15 protein-coding genes are annotated in these 17,830 nt (G+C 63.4%); 7 read left to right on the forward strand and 8 right to left on the reverse strand.

What is annotated here, in order from left to right:
• Window positions 1–21: 21 nt before the first annotated feature.
• From H351_RS11285 to H351_RS11295, 3 genes are read right to left on the reverse strand one after another with little or no spacing between them, the layout of a single operon-like run.
• Complete coding sequence (locus H351_RS11285) at window positions 22–2,283, reverse strand: heavy metal translocating P-type ATPase (protein WP_029255910.1); 2,262 nt, start codon at window positions 2,281–2,283, stop codon at window positions 22–24.
• On the reverse strand, window positions 2,283–3,197 hold the full coding sequence (locus H351_RS11290; protein WP_020908605.1) for a hypothetical protein: 915 nt from the start codon (window positions 3,195–3,197) through the stop codon (window positions 2,283–2,285). The genes H351_RS11285 and H351_RS11290 overlap by 1 nt, the downstream gene beginning before the upstream one ends.
• A gap of 7 nt (window positions 3,198–3,204) precedes the next feature.
• Window positions 3,205–3,414, reverse strand: coding sequence for a heavy-metal-associated domain-containing protein (locus H351_RS11295; RefSeq protein ID WP_003946267.1), 210 nt, complete (start codon window positions 3,412–3,414; stop codon window positions 3,205–3,207).
• A gap of 314 nt (window positions 3,415–3,728) precedes the next feature.
• Here H351_RS11295 and H351_RS11300 point away from each other — a divergent pair, with 314 nt between their 5' ends.
• On the forward strand, window positions 3,729–3,932 hold the full coding sequence (locus H351_RS11300) for a cold-shock protein (protein ID WP_003946232.1): 204 nt from the start codon (window positions 3,729–3,731) through the stop codon (window positions 3,930–3,932).
• Window positions 3,933–4,029: 97 nt separating this feature from the next.
• On the opposite strand, the gene H351_RS11305 is transcribed toward H351_RS11300, so the two are convergent.
• On the reverse strand, window positions 4,030–4,998 hold the full coding sequence (locus H351_RS11305; protein ID WP_029255909.1) for a helix-turn-helix transcriptional regulator: 969 nt from the start codon (window positions 4,996–4,998) through the stop codon (window positions 4,030–4,032).
• 96 nt (window positions 4,999–5,094) lie between these two features.
• Here H351_RS11305 and H351_RS11310 point away from each other — a divergent pair, with 96 nt between their 5' ends.
• The 4 genes from H351_RS11310 to H351_RS11325 all read left to right on the forward strand — a co-directional run bounded on the left by H351_RS11310 (window position 5,095) and on the right by H351_RS11325 (window position 9,729).
• Window positions 5,095–6,090, forward strand: coding sequence for an ABC transporter ATP-binding protein (locus H351_RS11310; RefSeq protein ID WP_037119705.1), 996 nt, complete (start codon window positions 5,095–5,097; stop codon window positions 6,088–6,090).
• 37 nt (window positions 6,091–6,127) lie between these two features.
• Window positions 6,128–6,904 carry an ABC transporter permease gene (locus H351_RS11315; protein WP_019744694.1) on the forward strand — a complete coding sequence of 259 codons (777 nt, stop codon included), beginning with the start codon at window positions 6,128–6,130 and terminating at the stop codon, window positions 6,902–6,904.
• A gap of 81 nt (window positions 6,905–6,985) precedes the next feature.
• The gene (locus H351_RS11320; RefSeq protein ID WP_024487798.1) at window positions 6,986–7,921 is read left to right on the forward strand and encodes a 4-(cytidine 5'-diphospho)-2-C-methyl-D-erythritol kinase; all 936 of its coding nucleotides are present in this window, start codon (window positions 6,986–6,988) and stop codon (window positions 7,919–7,921) included.
• Window positions 7,921–9,729: an ABC-F family ATP-binding cassette domain-containing protein gene (locus H351_RS11325; RefSeq protein WP_003946255.1), complete on the forward strand. Its 1,809-nt coding sequence runs from the start codon at window positions 7,921–7,923 to the stop codon at window positions 9,727–9,729. The genes H351_RS11320 and H351_RS11325 overlap by 1 nt, the downstream gene beginning before the upstream one ends.
• Here the strand turns inward: H351_RS11325 and H351_RS11330 are convergent.
• The gene (locus H351_RS11330) at window positions 9,726–10,223 is read right to left on the reverse strand and encodes a TetR/AcrR family transcriptional regulator (protein ID WP_019744692.1); all 498 of its coding nucleotides are present in this window, start codon (window positions 10,221–10,223) and stop codon (window positions 9,726–9,728) included. The two genes, H351_RS11325 and H351_RS11330, sit on opposite strands and share 4 nt — an antisense overlap.
• A 273-nt stretch (window positions 10,224–10,496) precedes the next feature.
• On the opposite strand from H351_RS11330, the gene H351_RS11335 reads away from it, so the two are divergent.
• Window positions 10,497–11,735 carry an HNH endonuclease signature motif containing protein gene (locus H351_RS11335; protein WP_059016335.1) on the forward strand — a complete coding sequence of 413 codons (1,239 nt, stop codon included), beginning with the start codon at window positions 10,497–10,499 and terminating at the stop codon, window positions 11,733–11,735.
• A gap of 66 nt (window positions 11,736–11,801) precedes the next feature.
• Here the strand turns inward: H351_RS11335 and H351_RS11340 are convergent, their stop codons facing one another.
• A complete protein-coding gene (locus H351_RS11340) occupies window positions 11,802–13,292 on the reverse strand; it encodes an acetyl-CoA acetyltransferase (RefSeq protein ID WP_037119697.1) in 1,491 nt (496 codons plus the stop codon).
• A gap of 139 nt (window positions 13,293–13,431) precedes the next feature.
• On the opposite strand from H351_RS11340, the gene H351_RS11345 reads away from it, so the two are divergent.
• The gene (locus tag H351_RS11345) at window positions 13,432–14,256 is read left to right on the forward strand and encodes a helix-turn-helix domain-containing protein (protein ID WP_029255907.1); all 825 of its coding nucleotides are present in this window, start codon (window positions 13,432–13,434) and stop codon (window positions 14,254–14,256) included.
• A gap of 43 nt (window positions 14,257–14,299) precedes the next feature.
• Here the strand turns inward: H351_RS11345 and H351_RS11350 are convergent, their stop codons facing one another.
• Both H351_RS11350 and H351_RS11355 read right to left on the reverse strand, forming a co-directional pair.
• The gene (locus H351_RS11350) at window positions 14,300–16,057 is read right to left on the reverse strand and encodes an ABC transporter ATP-binding protein (protein ID WP_029255906.1); all 1,758 of its coding nucleotides are present in this window, start codon (window positions 16,055–16,057) and stop codon (window positions 14,300–14,302) included.
• Entirely contained in the window at window positions 16,054–17,712 is a 1,659-nt protein-coding gene (locus tag H351_RS11355) for an ABC transporter ATP-binding protein (RefSeq protein WP_230544055.1), read from the reverse strand. The genes H351_RS11350 and H351_RS11355 overlap by 4 nt, the downstream gene beginning before the upstream one ends.
• Between the last annotated feature and the right edge of the window lie 118 nt (window positions 17,713–17,830).

A 17,830-nucleotide genomic window follows, 5' to 3' on the forward strand; every position in this document is an offset into this window, starting at 1 on the left:
CGCGCACAGGGGCTTGCCCCCTTACTTGAACCGCCGCAACCTCAGGCTGTTGCTCACCACGAACACACTGCTGAATGCCATTGCGGCACCAGCGAGCATCGGGTTGAGCAGGCCGGCCGCAGCCAGCGGGATCGCTGCCGTGTTGTAGGCGAATGCCCAGAACAGGTTGCCCTTGATGGTCTTGAGCGTCTTGCGGGACAGTCGAATTGCATCGGCTGCCGACCGCAGGTCACCTCGAACCAGGGTGATGTCGCTGGCCTCGATTGCAACGTCGGTACCCGTGCCCATCGCCAGACCGAGATCGGCCTGAGCCAGGGCCGCCGCGTCGTTCACGCCGTCGCCGACCATGGCTACGACGCGTCCTTCCGCCTGCAGCTTCTTGACGGCGTCGACCTTGTCCGCCGGCATGACCTCGGCGAAGACGGTGCTGATCCCGACCTGATCCGCCACGGTGCGGGCAACGGTGGCGTTGTCACCGGTCAGCAGAACCGGTTCGAGGCCGAGTGCCTTCAACTGCGCGATTGCTTCGGCGCTCGTGTCCTTGACCGCGTCGGCGATCACGAGGACGCCGTGCGCCTTACCGTCCCAGCCCACCGCGATTGCGGTGCGCCCGGCCTTCTCTGCTTCAGCTTTCGCGTCACGGAGATTTTCCGGCAACGGCATCGACCAGTCGGCGAGCAGCGCGTCTCGGCCGGCAACAACGGCATGACCGTCGACCATTCCCTGCACGCCGCGACCGGCGACGTTCACGAAATCCTCGACCGCAGGCAATTCGCCCACGGCTTCGGTCGCACCCTTCGCGATCGCAGCGGCGATGGGGTGCTCGGAGCGATGCTCGAGTGCACCGGCCAGCCGAAGGACCTCGTCGACGGTTGTTCCTTCGCCCACCACGGTGTCCAGCAATGTCATCTGACCGGTGGTGACGGTCCCCGTCTTGTCGAGCACGACGGTGTCGACTGCGCGCGTCGATTCGAGCACCTCGGGTCCCTTGATGAGGATTCCCATCTGGGCTCCGCGGCCGGTGCCCACCAACAGAGCTGTGGGCGTTGCCAATCCGAGAGCACAGGGGCACGCGATGATCAGGACGGCGACCGCAGCGGTGAATGCCATCTCGATGGGGTTGCCGGTACCGAGCCAGTAGCCCAGTGTCGCAACGGCAATCGCGATGACGACCGGTACGAAGATGCCGGCGATTCGATCGGCGAGGCGCTGAACTTCGGCCTTGCCGTTCTGGGCGTCTTCGACCAGTGCCGCCATCTGGGCGAGTTGGGTGCCGCTCCCGACTCGGGTGGCCTCGACGGTCAAGGTTCCACCGACATTGACGGTGGCCCCGACGACGGTGTCTCCGACACCGACCTCCTCCGGGACGGATTCGCCGGTCAACATGCTCATGTCGACGGCTGAGCGGCCTTCGGTGATGATGCCGTCGGTGGCGATCTTCTCGCCGGGCCGAACGATGAAGGAGTCGCCCGCTGCCAGTTCTTCGGCGGGGATTCGTACTTCGACGCCGTTTCGCAGTACCGCGACGTCTTTTGCACCGAGTTCCATGAGCGCGCGTAGTGCGGCGCCGGACGTGCGCTTGGACTTGTGCTCGAAGTAGCGTCCGGCGAGCACGAACGTGATGACGCCCGCGGCAACCTCGAGGTAGATGTTGGCGCTGCCGTCCATCCGGTCGACCGTCAGTCTGAACGCGTGTTTCATTCCCGCTTCGCCCGCGGTGCCGAAGAACAGTGCATACAGCGACCAGACGAACGCTGCGATGGTGCCCAGCGAGATGAGCGTGTCCATCGTTGCGGCGCCGTGACGCAGGTTGACCCAGGCAGCCCGGTGGAAGGGAAGGGCCGCCCACACGATGACCGGTGCGGCCAGCGTGAGGGAGAGCCACTGCCAGTTGTCGAACTGCAACGCAGGAATCATCGCCATCGCGATGACCGGCACGGAGAGCAGAGTCGAGATGATCAGGCGGGTACGAAGCTCGCGCAGATCACGATCCTGCGGGGTTTCCGCATCCGGGTCGACGGTGTCTGGCGCGCTGGGCGGTTTCGGGAGCGCGGCAGCGTAACCGGCATTCTCGACGGCGGTGACCAAATCTTCGACGGGTACCCCGTCCGGGAAGGTGACCTTGGCTTTTTCCGTCGCGTAGTTGACGGTGGCTGTGACGCCGTCGATCTTGTTGAGCTTCTTCTCGATTCGTGACGCGCAGGAGGCGCAGGTCATTCCGGTGATCGCGAGTTCGACGCTGCTCGAGTTGGCAGCATTGTCGACCGCAGTCGGTGACGTCATCAGTGCCCTCCCTCGTGATTGTCTGGAACTGAAGCTGCGGAAGTGCCTGCATCAACAGTGAATTCGGCGGTGCGAACCACGCCCTCGTGCTGGAAGTCGAGGAACAGTCGGTATGTGCCTTCGCTCGGCGCCTGTGCGTGGAAGGAAACGTCAGGACCGGGAGAAGTGACGCCGTCGCCCGGTTCACCCTCGGGGTGAACGTGCAGGTAGGCGAGGTCGCCGGTGCGAAGCGCAACAAGATGACCGTAGGCACCGAGGTACGGATCGAGATCGGTGACCGGGGCTCCGTCGCGAGCAACGCTCAGCGTGATCGGGCCGCCGGCAGTGGTCAGATCACCGTCGAGAGTCACGGTGTATCCGTCGACGGTTGCGGTCGCGCTCTTCGCGGGCAGCGGCGCAGGAGTGAATTCGCCTGCCACGTCGAAGTTTCGGCCGAGTGTCAGTTGGGTGCCGTCGGTGGGATCGAAGTCCGCGAAGACTCGGTAGGTGCCGGCGACGGGCCAGGTCCAGTCGATCGACCAGGTGCCGTCTGCGGCGAGAGAAGGATGTACGTGGCGGAATTCGCTGGTGTCGTTTCGGACGACGATGAGGTGGAGCTTCTTCTCGTGCAGGAGGTCGAAATCGACGACGGGCTTGTTGGTGCTGTCGAGAATCCGGAAGGTCAAGGTTCCCGGCTCCCCAGCTCGACCGGGTGCGGTCACGTCGGTGAGTGTGTATCCGCCGGAAGAGACTTCGAGCCCTGCGGGTGTCGCCGAATCCATGCCTGGCATCGATTCAGCGGTTGATTCGTGGGTGCTGTGCTGGGTAGTGGACATGTCTATCGGGCTTCCGATTGCGGCCCCCACGCCGAGGGCGGCGCCGAAGACGGCGACCAACCCTACGGCGTAGGTGGCAAGTGTTGTCGAGGTGCGCACGGCTGACTCAGCTTGGTACGACTGCGTAGCCGGCTTCGTCGACCGCTGCGACGACGTCGGCTGCGGAGACGGGGGCATCGCTGGTGACAACGACGCGTCCGCTCGCCAATTCGACATCCACCGCGGTTACGCCCGCGATGTTGCCGATCTCTTCCTTGACGGATCCGACGCAGTGTCCGCAGGTCATTCCGGAAACGGTGTATTCGGCGGTGGTCATCGCAGATCCCTTCGCTTGTGTAAAACTCATTTTACGGATACCCGGTGTAGGTATCTCCCTGGGACTGAAGGTACCCCCAGGGGGTATGCCTGTCAACGGGTTGGGCAGTGACGAAGGCCTCAGGGAAGACAACAGGGCGGATGTGTGGTCTACTTGTGTTGGTCGTAAGTGTTTGTGTTTGTGTTTCCACGCTCGCAAATGGTTAGGTTGCGAGCGTTTGGACATCCTCCACGGATTTGTCTCAGAACGGTCGTAGTAAGTGACCCGGGCGGTCGAAGCGACTGCCTGTTGACACTGTGTTAGAGGAGATTTACATGGCAGAGGGCATCGTGAAGTGGTTCAACTCCGAGAAGGGGTTCGGCTTCATCGCTCCCGAAGACGGCAGTGCTGACGTCTTCGTTCACTACTCCGAGATCCAGAGTGGCGGCTTCCGCACTCTCGAGGAGAACCAGCGCGTGGCGTTCGAGATCGGTCAGGGCAACAAGGGCCCGCAGGCCACCGGCGTTACCATCGTCTAAGACGTCCATGTGAGTCGGGCAACCGACGCATGACGTACTGACAAGACCCCAACTCTTCGGAGTTGGGGTCTTGTTGCATTTTGGGTGAAAAGTGCTCTCACGCACCGAGATAACGCTGAGCGGCCACTGCCGTTTCGGCTGCGATCGCGCGGCATTCCTCGCGGAGTTCGGGTGGATTCACAACGGTGAAATCGACGTCGAAAGCCCTGAGCCACATTGCGATCGACCGTAGGGTAGTGCCCGAAAGCACTATGACGCAACGCCCTTCGTCGGTGGACTCCACTGATCCCCACTGCTCATTGACCATTGGTGCTATCTGCTCGATGGGTGCATGCAGTAGAACTGTTGCGCGCGTGGAGGAATAAGCCCGGGCGACGCCGCGCGAAACGAAGTCTGCCGCGCCACCGGCCGGTAGTTCCCGCGGCGTGAACCGCGGACCGGTGGGAATCTTGGGTTCCATCCGGTCGACGCGGAACGACCGCCAGTCTTCGCGAGATAGATCCCAAGCCACCAGATACCACCGAACACCCGACCGCACGAGCCTGTACGGTTCCACCTCGCGTCGGCTCTGGGTGCCGTCGTGAGTGCTGTAGTCGAATCTCAAACGCTCGTGGTTGTGGCATACGGACGCGATGGCGGACAGTACCGACGCATCGACTGCGCTCGCGGCGGGCTCGCGTGGCACGACGTCGATCGACAGCGACTCCAGACGGTGCCGCAGCCTCGACGGCATGATCTGCCGCAGCTTCGCCAGCGCGCGCATCGAAGCCTCGCCGATGCCGACCACAGAGCCGGTCGCTCCGGACTGCAAAGAGAGCGCCACCGCGAGCACTTCTTCGTCATCGAGCTGTAGCGGGGGCATCTCCGCGCCCGCTCCCAGGCGATATCCACCGCCGACGCCGACCGTCGCGTCGACCGGGTAGCCGAGATCGCGGAGGCGGTCCACGTCACGTCTGACTGTGCGCGGGGTGATCGCGAGCTTGTCTGCGAGTTCGGCACCGGACCAGTCTCGACGTGTCTGGAGCAGTGACAGCAACCGCAGTAGGCGAGCCGATGTCTCCTTCATGGCAAGAAGTCTGCCAAACATTTAGGACCCAATGCGTCCTCAATTGAATTTAGGTTGGTCCACATCCGACCAGTCGAGAAGAAATTGGGGCACATCATGAGTCGCATCAACAACGGCAGACCGATGATCGAGACGGAGGCGCTCACCAAGCACTTCGCCCAGGGCAAGAAACTCGTGGAAGCAGTCAAGGGAGTCACTCTCGACGTAGCGGAGGGCGAGTTGGTTGCCTTGCTTGGGCCGAACGGTGCCGGAAAATCGACGACGTTGCGCATGCTGACCACCTTGCTCGAGCCCACTTCCGGTACTGCGCGGATCGCAGGATTCGACATCGCTGCGGCACGAAACGAGGTGCGCTCCAGCCTCGGATACGTCGGACAGGGGAACGGAGCCGGCCACAACCAGCGGGTTCGCGACGAGTTGGTGACGCAGGGGTTGTGCTACGGAATGCCCAAGGGCGACTCGCAGGTCCGGGCCGACGAATTGCTGCGTGATCTCGAACTCACCGAATTGGGTACTCGAAAGGTCAGTACGCTGTCCGGCGGGCAGCGACGGCGGCTCGATATCGCTCTGGGCCTGGTCCATCGCCCACCACTCCTGTTCCTCGACGAGCCGACCACGGGCATGGACCCGCAGAGTCGGGCCAACCTCTGGGACCACATCCTGCGGTTGCGGCGAGAGATGGGCACGACGATCGTGCTGACCACGCACTACCTCGAAGAAGCGGATTCGATGGCAGAGCGGGTCATCGTCATCGACGAAGGCACTGTCATCGCGGACAACACCGCTGCCGCACTCAAAGCGGATCTCGCGGGGGATCATCTTCTGCTCACCTTCGACAGTGCCGAAGCGGCCGCCATCGCGGCGTCGGTGGCCGAGCAACTTGTCACTGTGCGTGACGTCACGGTCGAGGCAAGCTCGGTGAGTATCCGTGCCGGCGAGGGTGATTCGACGCTACCGGTATTGCTGCGTGAAGCCGATACCCACGGCGCCCGCGCAGTCACTGCGGACATCACCAGGCCGACTCTCGACGACGTTTTCCTCACTCTCACCGGCCGCAGCCTGCGCGAGAGCGCCGCCGCGGTTGCTTCCTAGAACTACGACGAAGAACTACGACGAACAGGAATCCGCCATGACAATCACACTCGATACCCCACGTAGCGCGCACGGCAACATTGTTCGAGACAGCGCGATCGTGATGGGCCGTGAACTGCGGCCGATGTTGCGTGACCCGGTCAGCGTCATCTTCAGCCTCATCCAGCCCCTGATCCTGTTGGCCCTGTTCGGGCCTCTGCTCAAAGGGGTCCCGGGTACCGGTGACGGCGTATGGAATTGGTTCATCCCCGGTGTATTGGTGATGATCGCGATCTTCGGCACGACGATGACCGGTTCCAACCTTCTGATGGAGATGCAGCAGGGATCCCACGAGCGAATGTTGGTGACTCCGCTCAGACGCTCTTCGTTGTTGATCGGGAGGGCATGCAAGGAGATGGTTCCGCTTGCCGCGCAGGCGATTCTGATCATTCTTGTTGCGCTACCGCTCGGATTGGACGTCAATGCAGCGGGCGCTGCGCTCGGAATCGTCCTGCTGGGAGTGTTCGGCGTCGGACTCGGTGCGCTCTCGTACGCTCTCGCTCTGGCTGTGCGGGAGCAGGATTGGATGTTCTGGGTCGTTCAGCAGACGCTGATGTTCCCGCTCCTGATCCTGTCGGGAACCATGCTTCCACTCGATGACGCACCAGGTTGGATGAAGGTCCTCGTGAACATCAATCCGCTGGGCTACGTCGTAGACGCCGAGCGGGCTCTCTTTGCCGGTGACTTCGCGTCGGGCAGCGTTCTGGCAGGAATCTTCGCTGCCGTCAGCGTGGCTGTGGTCGGGCTGGGGATAGGCGTGCGCGCGGTGAAATAGCGTGGGTGTGCTTGCTGTCGGATGGGGTGCGGCGGTCGCAGGTTTTCGCCCAGGTGTTCGCAGCGCCTATTGTTGTTCCTTGTGCTCTCCGTCGTTCCTCGCCCCGTAGTTGTCCGGGCCCCGTCCAAGGTGAATCTCCACCTTGCCGTCGGGGACCTGCGAGACGACGGCTATCACGAACTGACGACCGTTTTTCAGGCATTGTCGCTGGCAGACACCGTCACGGTGGCGCCTGCGGACACCTTGACCGTGCGGGTGATCGGCGACGACGCCGCGGCCGTACCGACCGATCGCACCAATCTCGTGTGGCGTGCCGCCGAGATGCTGGCGGCCGAGGGTGGCGTGGCCCCGAATGTCGAGATCGTCATCGAGAAGGGCATTCCCGTCGCAGGCGGTATGGCCGGCGGGAGCGCCGACGCGGCAGCCGCGTTGGTTGCGCTCAATTCGTTGTGGAAACTCGACTTCTCGCGGCCTGATCTCGACGCCTTCGCGGCACGTCTCGGGAGTGACGTTCCGTTCTCGCTGCACGGTGGCACTGCCCTCGGGACCGGTCGCGGTGAACAACTTGTCCCCGTCTTGACGCGCCGCACCTTTCACTGGGTGTTGGCGCTGGCCAAGGGAGGCTTGAGCACGCCGGTTGTCTTCCGGGAACTCGACAAGCTTCGCGCCGAAGGCACACCGAATCGATTGGGTACCGCTGACGAGTTGATTCACGCGCTCACCACCGGTGACCCTCATGTGCTCGCTCCGCTGCTCGGAAACGATCTGCAGGCGGCAGCACTCTCACTCAACCCGGATCTACGACGGACGCTGCGAGCGGGTGTCGAAGCCGGAGCTTTGGCCGGCATCGTCTCCGGCTCCGGACCGACATGCGCCTTTCTCTGCGCCGACGCACAGTCCGCGGTGGAAGTGAGCGCAGAACTTGCGGGAGCGGGGGTGTGCCGCACCGTTCGCGTGGCGAGCGGACCCGTTCCCGGAGCACGAATACTCGACAATGCGGCAAAGGGACAGCACTGATGGCGAATCTGATCAATCTGGAAAACGTGTCGAAGTCTTTCGGCGTCAAGCCGTTGCTCGACGGGGTCTCCCTGGGCGTGGAGGAAGGCGAGCGCATCGGTGTCGTCGGCCTCAACGGTGGCGGCAAGACGACCATGCTCGAAGTCCTCGCGGGTGTGGAGCAGCCGGATTCGGGACGCGTGAGCCGCGTCGGCGGATTGCGCATGGCCGTCGTGACGCAGCGCGGTGTGTTGCCTCCCGGCTCCACGGTCGGTGAAGTAGTCCTGGGGCCGCTCGGAGTGGCTCAGCACGAGTGGGCCGGCGATGCTCGAATTCGTTCAGTGCTCTCGGGTATCGGCATCGACAACTTGGGCGCCGGCGGCGAGCGGTCCGCATTGGACGCCAAGGTCGACGGCCTGTCCGGCGGTGAGCGTCGCCGCGTGGCTCTCGCTGCGGCTCTGGTTCAGGACCTCGACCTGCTGGTGCTCGACGAGCCGACCAACCACCTCGACGTCGAAGGTGTTCAGTGGTTGGCCGAGCACCTTGTCTCGCGTCGCAGCGCGCTTGTCGTCGTGACCCACGATCGCTGGTTCCTCGACACCGTCGCCACTCGCACCTGGGAGGTTGTCGGCGGCGGCGTCGAAAGCTACGAGGGTGGCTACAACGACTGGGTGTTCGCCCGCGCCGAGCGTTCGCGTCAGGCCGACGCTTCCGAAGAGCGTCGACGCAACCTTGCGCGCAAGGAACTCGCATGGCTGCGCCGCGGCGCGCCGGCCCGTACATCGAAGCCGAAGTACCGCATCGAGGCCGCGGAGGCCTTGATCGCCGACGTTCCGGCACCTCGTGACGCGGTGGCACTTGCGTCCTTCGCCCAGCGTCGACTCGGCAAGGTTGTCATCGAACTCGAAGACGCGCGTCTGGAGACCCCGGACGGCCGCGTACTCGTCGAGGATCTGACCTGGCGGCTCGCTCCGGGGGAGCGTGTAGGCCTGGTCGGTGTCAACGGCTCGGGCAAGACGACTCTGCTGCGGACGCTGGCCGGTGAACTCGAGCCCGCAGCAGGCAAGCGCATTCAGGGGCAGACCGTCCACATCGGTTGGCTCAAGCAGGAACTCGACGATCTGCCGACCGACATGCGCGTACTCGACGCGGTCAAGGACGTAGCCGAGCGAATCACGCTGGGGGACAAGGAAGTGTCAGCCGGTCAGCTGGCTGAGCGGCTGGGCTTCACACCGGCGCGTCAGCGCACCCCCGTCGGCGATCTGTCCGGTGGTGAGCGCCGCCGTCTGCAGTTGACGCGTGTCCTCATGGCCGAGCCCAACGTTCTGCTTCTCGACGAGCCCACCAACGATCTCGACATCGACACGCTTCAGCAACTCGAGGATCTGCTCGACGGCTGGGCGGGCACCATGGTGGTCATCTCGCACGACCGGTACCTGATCGAGCGCATCTGTGACACCACCTGGGCTCTCTTCGGTGATCGCAAGCTCACCAACCTGCCGGGTGGTATCGAGGACTACCTGCGTCGACGCGCAGCGATGGGGGACGGCGACAACCCGTCGGTGGCCTCGACGGCGAGTGGTGCGTCGAAGAGCAAGCAGGTCCGCGACGGTGCCGCGGATCGCGCTGCACGCAAGGAACTTTCGAAGCTCGAGCGATCCATTGCGAAGTTCGACGACCGCGAGAAGAAGCTGCACGCTTCCCTCGCCGACGCAGCCACCGACCCGGACAAGCTGCAGAAGCTCGGGGCTGAACTCAAGCAGGTCATCGCGGACAAGGAAGCCGCCGAGGAGCAGTGGATGGAGCTGTTCGCCGAGCTGGACGGCTAGGGGAATTTCGCTCCGAACTTCTTGAAGATTCGCTCTGGATCCACACTCTCCGGTGCTTGCTCGCGTAGCAGTGCGTCCAGCACGATCCCGTCCAGTGCTGCGACCAACTCCGTTGCATCGGACGATGTCATGCCGCGTTCGACCAAGATGTCGACAAACCGATCCCGACCACGCACCAGTTCCACTGCGAGGTCGGGATCGTGGAATGACGCGATGATCAGTTCGTAACGCGCCCGGGTGCGGCCGGATTCAGGCCCCAGCCACCGGGCCACTTGTTGCTTCGGCGTCTCGCCTGGGCGAGGAAGATCGCCGTCCAGAAGGTGTCGCACCACCTCGACTATCAGTCCACGTTGATTTGCGAAGTAGTGCCGTGCGCTGCCGTGTGGCACGCCTGCCTCGTCTTCGACGCCTCTCATCGACCAGGCTCGAAACCCAACCCGGCCCAGCAGGTCGAGCCCGGCGTCCAGAAGTGCTTCTCGCGTCGATTTCTCCACGCAGAGAAGATACCGTGATACGTTCTTCTCCGCGTGGAGAAGTTCTTGAACTGGGTTGAACTCACTGGGGGTGAAGCATGGTCGTCTTTTTCGACATCCTGCTCGTGCTGTGTGTTGTTGCGATTGTGTGTTTTGCGGGGTATGTCTTCTATCGCGTGATATTGGACGACTAGGTGAATGTTGATGTACTTCAACAGGTCTCGAGTCTTCATGTTCCTGAAGTTGTCCGCTTTGTCTCTGGCTATCGAAAGTATGTTCGATTAAACTTTCGGTATGAACAGTCGGGAAGCGTGGCAACTGGATGGCGAGGGCCTCAAGAGTGAGGTTCTCGATCTGGTGCACGCCCGGCACGAGTTGCAATCGCGGATGGTGTTGCTGATCGTGGAAATGTTTTCCCGTGAGGTTCTCGGCGGGAAGGGTTTTCGGGCGATCGCACAGTGGTTGCACGGTTCGACGAATCTGGAGATCGGTGAATGCAGTCTGCTGGTCGGGTTGGCGCGGTTGTTGATGCTCGAACCCGTTGTGGCGGATGCGTTTCACCGGGGTGATACTGATGCGTTGAAAGCCCGTCAGGTGGCGTCGTTTTGTCAGCATCCACCGAAGAACATGACCCTGGCGGACGTGGACAAGGCCCGCGGGATTCTGCTCGGGTTGGCGTCGAAGAACATTGCCGATTGTGATGCGGTGCGGGCAGCGATCCGCCGAATCGAGAAGCAGTACGGCAAGCGTGAGGACGGTGTTCCGGTCGGCGAGGATTCGGAGCGCAACGAGTTCTACGCCTCGAAAGGCTTGTACGGGCGGGTCACTGTGAAGGGTGATCTGGATGCGGTCAACGGGGCCCGTCTGATCACGTTGTTGTCGAGTTTGTCGGCGCCGACGCCGGAGAAGGACGGTGTCAAGGACACGCGTACTCCGGCATTACGGCGTGCGGACGGGATTTGCGAACTGTTGCGCCGGTACGAGCGGGCGGGGTTGGGCCCGGTCGAAGGCGGGGTGAAACCGCACATCACGGTCACCGCGTCCGCGAAAGACATGACGGACCTTAAAGTTCTGAAAGACCTCCTGCCGTCCACGGAGGAACTCGGGTTCGCGTGGACGGATTGGGTGGGCCCGATCAGTATCGACACCGCCCGGATGTTGGCGTGCGACTGCATAGTCACCCGAATCTTGTTGGACAAGAATGGTGTTCCGCTCGACTGCGGTAAGGAAGCGAGAACAGCGACCGTTCCGCAGCGGCGGGCTCTTGCGGTTCGGGATGGCGGGTGTGCGTTTCCGGGGTGTGGGACTCCGTCGGGGTGGTGCGATGCCCATCATATTGTTCACTGGGGTGATGGTGGCCCAACGGATCTCGACAATCTGATCTTGTTGTGCGGTCATCATCATCGGACGCTGCACCACACGGAGTGGCGGGTGGAGATCGGCCCGGATCGGAAGTCGGTGTTCTACCCACCGATGTCGGTTGATCCGCACCAGCATCCGATCGGTGGGAACAGTCCGCCCACCGCGGCGTGAATCGCGACAACTGAAGACGTGAGCACCGGGGCACAACCATGCCCCGGTGCTCACGGCTGTCGACCGTCAGAACGTGAGCGTGAGCTTCCCGTTCTCGTCGCTGATGTGAACGGTCCGTCCGATCGACGGCGGGTTGTCACCGCGAAGCTGGGTCAGTTCGGCGGCATTCTCGGGACCGGTATGACCGGCGACGCGGCCGCCGTCCGGCGTTGTTGCAATCACGAACCCGATCTCAGGCTCCCCGGTGCGACCGTATTCGACAGAGGCAGTGACGATTTCTGCAGTGCCCTGGTAATCGGTGATCAGTTCCGGAGCTTCCGCGGTCAAAGCACGTGCGTCGGGGTCACCGACGTACCCGTCGGCATGAGCGGTGGCCGACAGCAGTACGCAGTGCTGGTATGTGAGGAATCCACCGTTGGCGTGGACGAGGGCAAGGTTCGCGCCGTCGCGAATTCGCCTGGTGACTTCAGCGACGGAATGCAGGGTGTAGCTGTTGAGCGGTCCGCCGAAGAACGAGTGACCTCCGGTGACGCTTGGGATCGCGGTATCGGGAAGTCCGAGTTCGCGGATCAACAGCTTGGGCACGATCGGGAAGCAGCTGTAGGCATCGACGATGTCGAGTGCGTCGGCGCCGACTCCGGCACCATCGAGTGTGCGATGTACGGCGTCATGCATCGCGGCCGAGCTGTCGAAGCTGTTGCGGCTGAGGATGTCCAACGGATCACTCGCACCAGCGCCGCCCCAGAGGTACACCAGTTTGCTTTCATCGATCCCGAACTCGCGGGCCGTCGACAACGAGCAGACGACTACGGCCGCAGCCTGATTGACGAAGGGCATGGCGTTGAGCATCAGTGGGTACGGCTCGGAGACCATCCGATTGCCAGGTCCGACGGTACCGATCTCGTCTGCCGATCGGATCTCCGACGTCCAGGAGGCGGGATTCTTCGATGCCAGTTCCGAGAAGGCGGCGTACATCTTCGCGGACCAGGCGAGCGATTCGCGGGCGCCGTGGCCGTCGGCAGCACTGAAACAGTTCTCGAAGAGCGGGTAGACGCGCGTCGGCACGATGAAACCGGCGCGCTGCATTTCAGGGCTTCCCAGGTCGGCCGGATCGAATCCGGGAGGCCCACCGGGCGCAGCGGTCCACCCGATCGAGTCGGGAGCGACTCCGGACTTTCGCAGCGCGGTGCTGCTGGCGTGCGATTCGCCGCCCACGAGCAGAGCAGCCGAGGATTCACCGCGAGCGATGGCCGCGCCGATCCGATCGAGGAGTGCCGCCGGCCAGTGGCCACCGATCGGCGAGGTAGAGGTGACAGTGGGGGTCGCGCCTAATCGTGAGGCAAGCAGCCCGGGGAGATCGTCGTACGACCAGCTGACCGTCTTGATCGCGAACACGGAATCGATCTGTGTTCCCAGCTCAGCGCGTCCACTGTCGTTCAATGCGGCGACGGTGGCGTCGTGAATCAAGTCAAGAGGTTCGCGGTGCCCGTCGGCAGGATTCCAGCGCAGATCGCCGACGCCGACGATGACCGGGATTCGTGATGCGTCAACCATCATGTACCTCTCGTTGCCGACCCGTAGCCGGGAGTTGCAGTCACGATATCGGGGACTCTGGTATGTGTAACTCTGGGGTCACAGTCAACAATTTTCGGGTTCCTATTTAGGTATGCCTAACGAAAGTCCTATACTCGTCTTCATGACAGCTGTGGCAGAGAGAATTTCGGTGCCCGTGGGGCCGCGTTCCATCGATCACCCCTACTCGATGACAACGGTGACTCTGAAGCTCTCTCATCAGCGGCAGTGGGCCCCGCATCGTCATCCTGAACATGAGCTGATCTGGGGAAACTCCGGTGGAATGCTCACGGTTGTCGCTGACGGCATCACCTGGGAGGTGCCGCCTTCGGCCGGACTGTGGCTGCCTGCCGGGGCGTTGCATGCCGTGAAGGCGGGCCCAGGTACCGAGTTCTTCTGCACGTACTTTCGGCCTGAGGCGCACGCCGCGCCGTCGGGTGTTCCGGGCTTGTTCGGTGTCAGCGCTCTCCTGCGTGAGGTACTCCTGCACATGCATCGGCGGAACATGCCCGACGAGGCGCGCAGTCGCGCCGAGCGGGTGGCCTTCGACATGTTGCAGCCGCTCGAAGTTGCTGCGGTGGAGGTTCCGATGCCGACCGATCCGCGAGCGTTGTTCGTTGCCGAAGCGTTGGTCGCCAATCCGGCAGATCAGCGGTCGCTGTCCGAATGGGCGCTGACGGCCGGCGGTAGCGTCCGTACACTGACGCGTGTGTTCGCTCAGGGTACGGGAATGACCTTTGCGCAGTGGCGAATTCAGGTTCGAGTCCGCGCAGCACTGACTTACCTGGCTGCTGGCGTGCCGGTTTCGGTTGTCAGTAGGCGGGTCGGATACGAAACTCCGAGTGCTTTTGTCGCAGTGTTCCGCCGGGTCACCGGCCGGACACCCGGCAGCATGATGAACAAGGGGAGCGTGACTCCCGAATCGGTGCCGTATCTCCTGCACGCTTGAGTTAGGTTGCACCGGGCGGAAGTGCCCGGTGCAACTGTCGCGGTCAACGCCGCGGCGCGGACCACGCTTCCCACAGTTCCGCGTACCGACCCCCGAGGTTGACCAACTCGTCGTGAGAGCCGTGCTCGACGACGCGGCCGTCGTCCATCACCAGGATCTGATCTGCGTCGACGGCCTGTGAGAGTCGGTGTGCCACTGTGACAGCAGTGCGACCCCGGGTCAGAGCCAGAGCGGCATCGTCGAGGACCTTGGCTCCGGCGCTGCCCGCTTCGGCGGTCGCCTCGTCGAGAATCAGCAGCGGCGGATCCAGTAATTCGATTCGTGCCAACGCAAGTTGTTGGGCCTGTGTTGCGGTCAGCCGGTGTCCACCGTCTCCGACGACGGTTTCGAGTCCGTCCGGGAGTGCCCGCAGCCAATCGGAGGCGCCGACGGTATCGAGCGCTGCGATGATGTCGCTGTCGGTTGCCGACGGGTCGGCCAGCCGCAGATCCTCGGCCAACGTGCCGGCAAAGACGTGGACCTCCTGAGTCACGAGGGCCACCGCGCTCCGAGAGGTCGACGGTGGCAGTTCGTTCCGGGGCACCGTCCCGATCTTCACGACGCCTTCGGTCGGTTCGTAGGTCCCCGCGACCAGTTTTGCGACTGTCGATTTTCCGGCTCCGGTAGCGCCGACGAGTGCCGTGACGGTTCCTGCCGGAAGGGTGATGTGGATGTCTCGCAGAACAGGAGCGTCGCCGCTTCGGTACGAGAATGTGACGCGTTCCAAAGACGCCGAGCTGTCGACAGGTTCCTGCGGATCGGTCGGTGCGGATGGCACGGGCGCAAGGGTGACTCCGACCAGGCGAGCCAACGCGATTGTGCCTTCCTGCAATTCGTCGAACACGCTGAGAACTGCGCCCACCGGATCGAAGAGGCGGTGGAAGAACAGGGCGGCGGCGGTGGCGGCGCCGATGCTGATCTGACCGTCCTTCACCAGCCAGAAGCCTGTGATCAGCACAGCGGACAGGCCGATGAACTCCGCGATGTTGAGCCGGCCGAAGAATCTGGTGCGTAGACGCGTGGTCAACAAGCTCAGGCGGACGGCGGCCATCGATCGAGATTCGATCTGTTCGAGATGCGGCCGGGCCAGGCGAAGCGATCCGACGGTGTCGGAGTTGCTCAGCGAGTCCAGGAGCTGTTGCGCACGTGCACCTTCTGCCTCCCGCTCCTCGCGGTAGACCGGTGCCGACCTCGAGAGGTACCAGCGCAGCGCCTGGATCTGGATGGGTGCCGCGATCACCGCGGCGACGGCGAATCGCCAATCGAGGCTACCCAATCCGATCAGCGTCAACACGATGGTCAGTGCCGCGGTGGCAAAAACCGGAAGTGCTTCGGATACGGCCCGAGTCACCAACCGCACGTCGCCGGTGATGCGGGAGACCAGGTCTCCGCGCCCGGCGCGTTCGACGTCGCTCTGCGGAAGGTCGAGAACCCGGACGACAACTTCTTCGCGCAGGTCGGCGACAACGCGCTCGCCGACGCCGGCGAGCAGGTAGTTGCTCACTCCGACGAGAAGGGACGAGGCAACCGCGATGCCGACCAACGCGAGAGTCAGTGTGCCGATGCGAGAGACAGCGTCGCCGTCTCCGTCGGTCACGGCGTCGACCATGGCGCCGAGGACCAGCGGTGTGAGCAGACCGATCGCGGTCGCGGCGGTCAGGGTGACGACTGCTGCGATCGCGGAAATCCGGTGGGGTCCCATCAACCGAAGTGCCGCGCGGCGAGCTTGTTTCGGTGTTGCGGTGGGGAGTAGTTCGTTCACAGCTCGATCACCCGATCGCAGATATCGAGCAGCACGGGGCTGCTGGTCAGGAGTATTGTGGCGTGCGCCCCGCGTACCTCGGCGATCCCGCGAGCAATGCGCGCTTCGGTGACGGAGTCGACGGCAGTGGTGGGATCGTGCAGCACCAGGACGGGCGCTTCGCTCGCCAGTGCCCTCGCCAACGCGATGCGCTGACGCTGTCCGCCGGACAAAGAATTTCCTTGCTCGGTGACTCGGGTGGCGAGGCCGAGCGGCAGTGCCGAGATCACTTGATCTGCGGCGGCAGCGGCGATGGCCTCGTCGTTGCGGCGACCGATCGGTGCGAGGGCGTCGATGTTGTCGCCGACTGTGCCGATGAACAGTGCCGCGTCGTGCGGTGCTGCCAGAACGTGAGTGCGAAGTTCGTCGATGTGCAGCTCGTGAATGGCGTTGTCGCCGAGATGAATTGTTCCGCTCGAAGGCTCGATTCGACGCGCCAGTGCGTCGACCAACGCATCCGCCCATGCGGCATTCTCGGTGACGATGCCGATGATCTCGCCGCGTTTGACGTCGAGATCGACTGGTGACGCTCCGGCCAACACGACGTCGCGCAGCGTCAGGAACTCGGAGTGATTCAGGGGCACAGGTGCACCCGCGGGAGTCACAGCCTCGGTGGTCCCGAGAAGTGCTGCGACGCGGTTGGCGGAAGCACGCGCCCGTGCCAGGCCGGCGCCGAAGTAGATGATGTCGATCAACGGACCGCGAAGGAACTGTGCCAGACCCACCACGGCAACGAATTCACCGACCGAGATGCTCCCGGACGCTGCCATCCGTCCACCCACGTACGCGATGACGGCGAGGAAAGCACCGGCGATCGCAACATTGGCGGCGGAGTACATCGCTTGGTATCTCTGTGCGCGAAGGGTTGCTTCCAACGAAGTCCGGCTGGCTCCCCGATACCGCTGAGCTGCAGCATCTCCGGCGCCGATGCCGGAGAGGATTCGGAGTCCGGAGAGCAGATCTGCGGCCAGGGCACCGGCCTTGGCGCCCTGCCATTGATCGGTCTCGGCTCGGCGTTCGAGCGGTCGACTGACCACCTGCATGAGAGCCAGCACCGGGGGCGTACCGAGAATGACGAGCAGGCCGAGTGGCACCGAGATCACCAGAAGCGAAATCGCGGCGGTCAGCACTCCGCAGGCGGCCGCAAGTTTTGTGCTCAGCGTGTGGGTGAATCCGGCCACCGAACCCGCGTCGGATGTTGCAATCGAGTAGACCTCGCCAGGCATGCGCCGCGGCGACATGCCGTGCGGATCGAGGCCTCGGCGCGCGATGTCCATCCGCAAGCGATGCGCACCGTGCTCGGTGACGGAATCGGAGATGCGTGCCGCGAAGCGCCAACTGAGCAACAAGCCGGTGAAGAGAATTCCGAGAACGAGGATCCACTTTCCGAGTGCGGCGGCATCGCTGGTCGCGACAGCACGGTCGATCACCGCACCGATCACTACCGGCACCAACGCTTCCGCGACCTGGTGGCCGGTGAAGCCGACGGACGCCGCCGCCAGCTTGGCTCCGCGACCTTCGGAAGCGATCGCGCGAGTGATTACCTGGCGCGGCGTGATCGCCGGGCCGGTTGGGGGACCGTTTGTCTCGGCCGAAAGAAGTGGTGTCGAAGGCACTGGGTCCACGCTAGGGATCGTGGGCGGTAGTCAGAAGTCACACCGGTGCCAATACTTGTCGTGAACAGGCCATATGTATTGCGTTGGCCGAATTGCGATAGTAGTTGGCCCCGTTGCA

Origin of the sequence: Rhodococcus erythropolis R138 (assembly GCF_000696675.2) — a bacterium.
GTDB classification, from domain to species: domain Bacteria; phylum Actinomycetota; class Actinomycetes; order Mycobacteriales; family Mycobacteriaceae; genus Rhodococcus_F; species Rhodococcus_F erythropolis.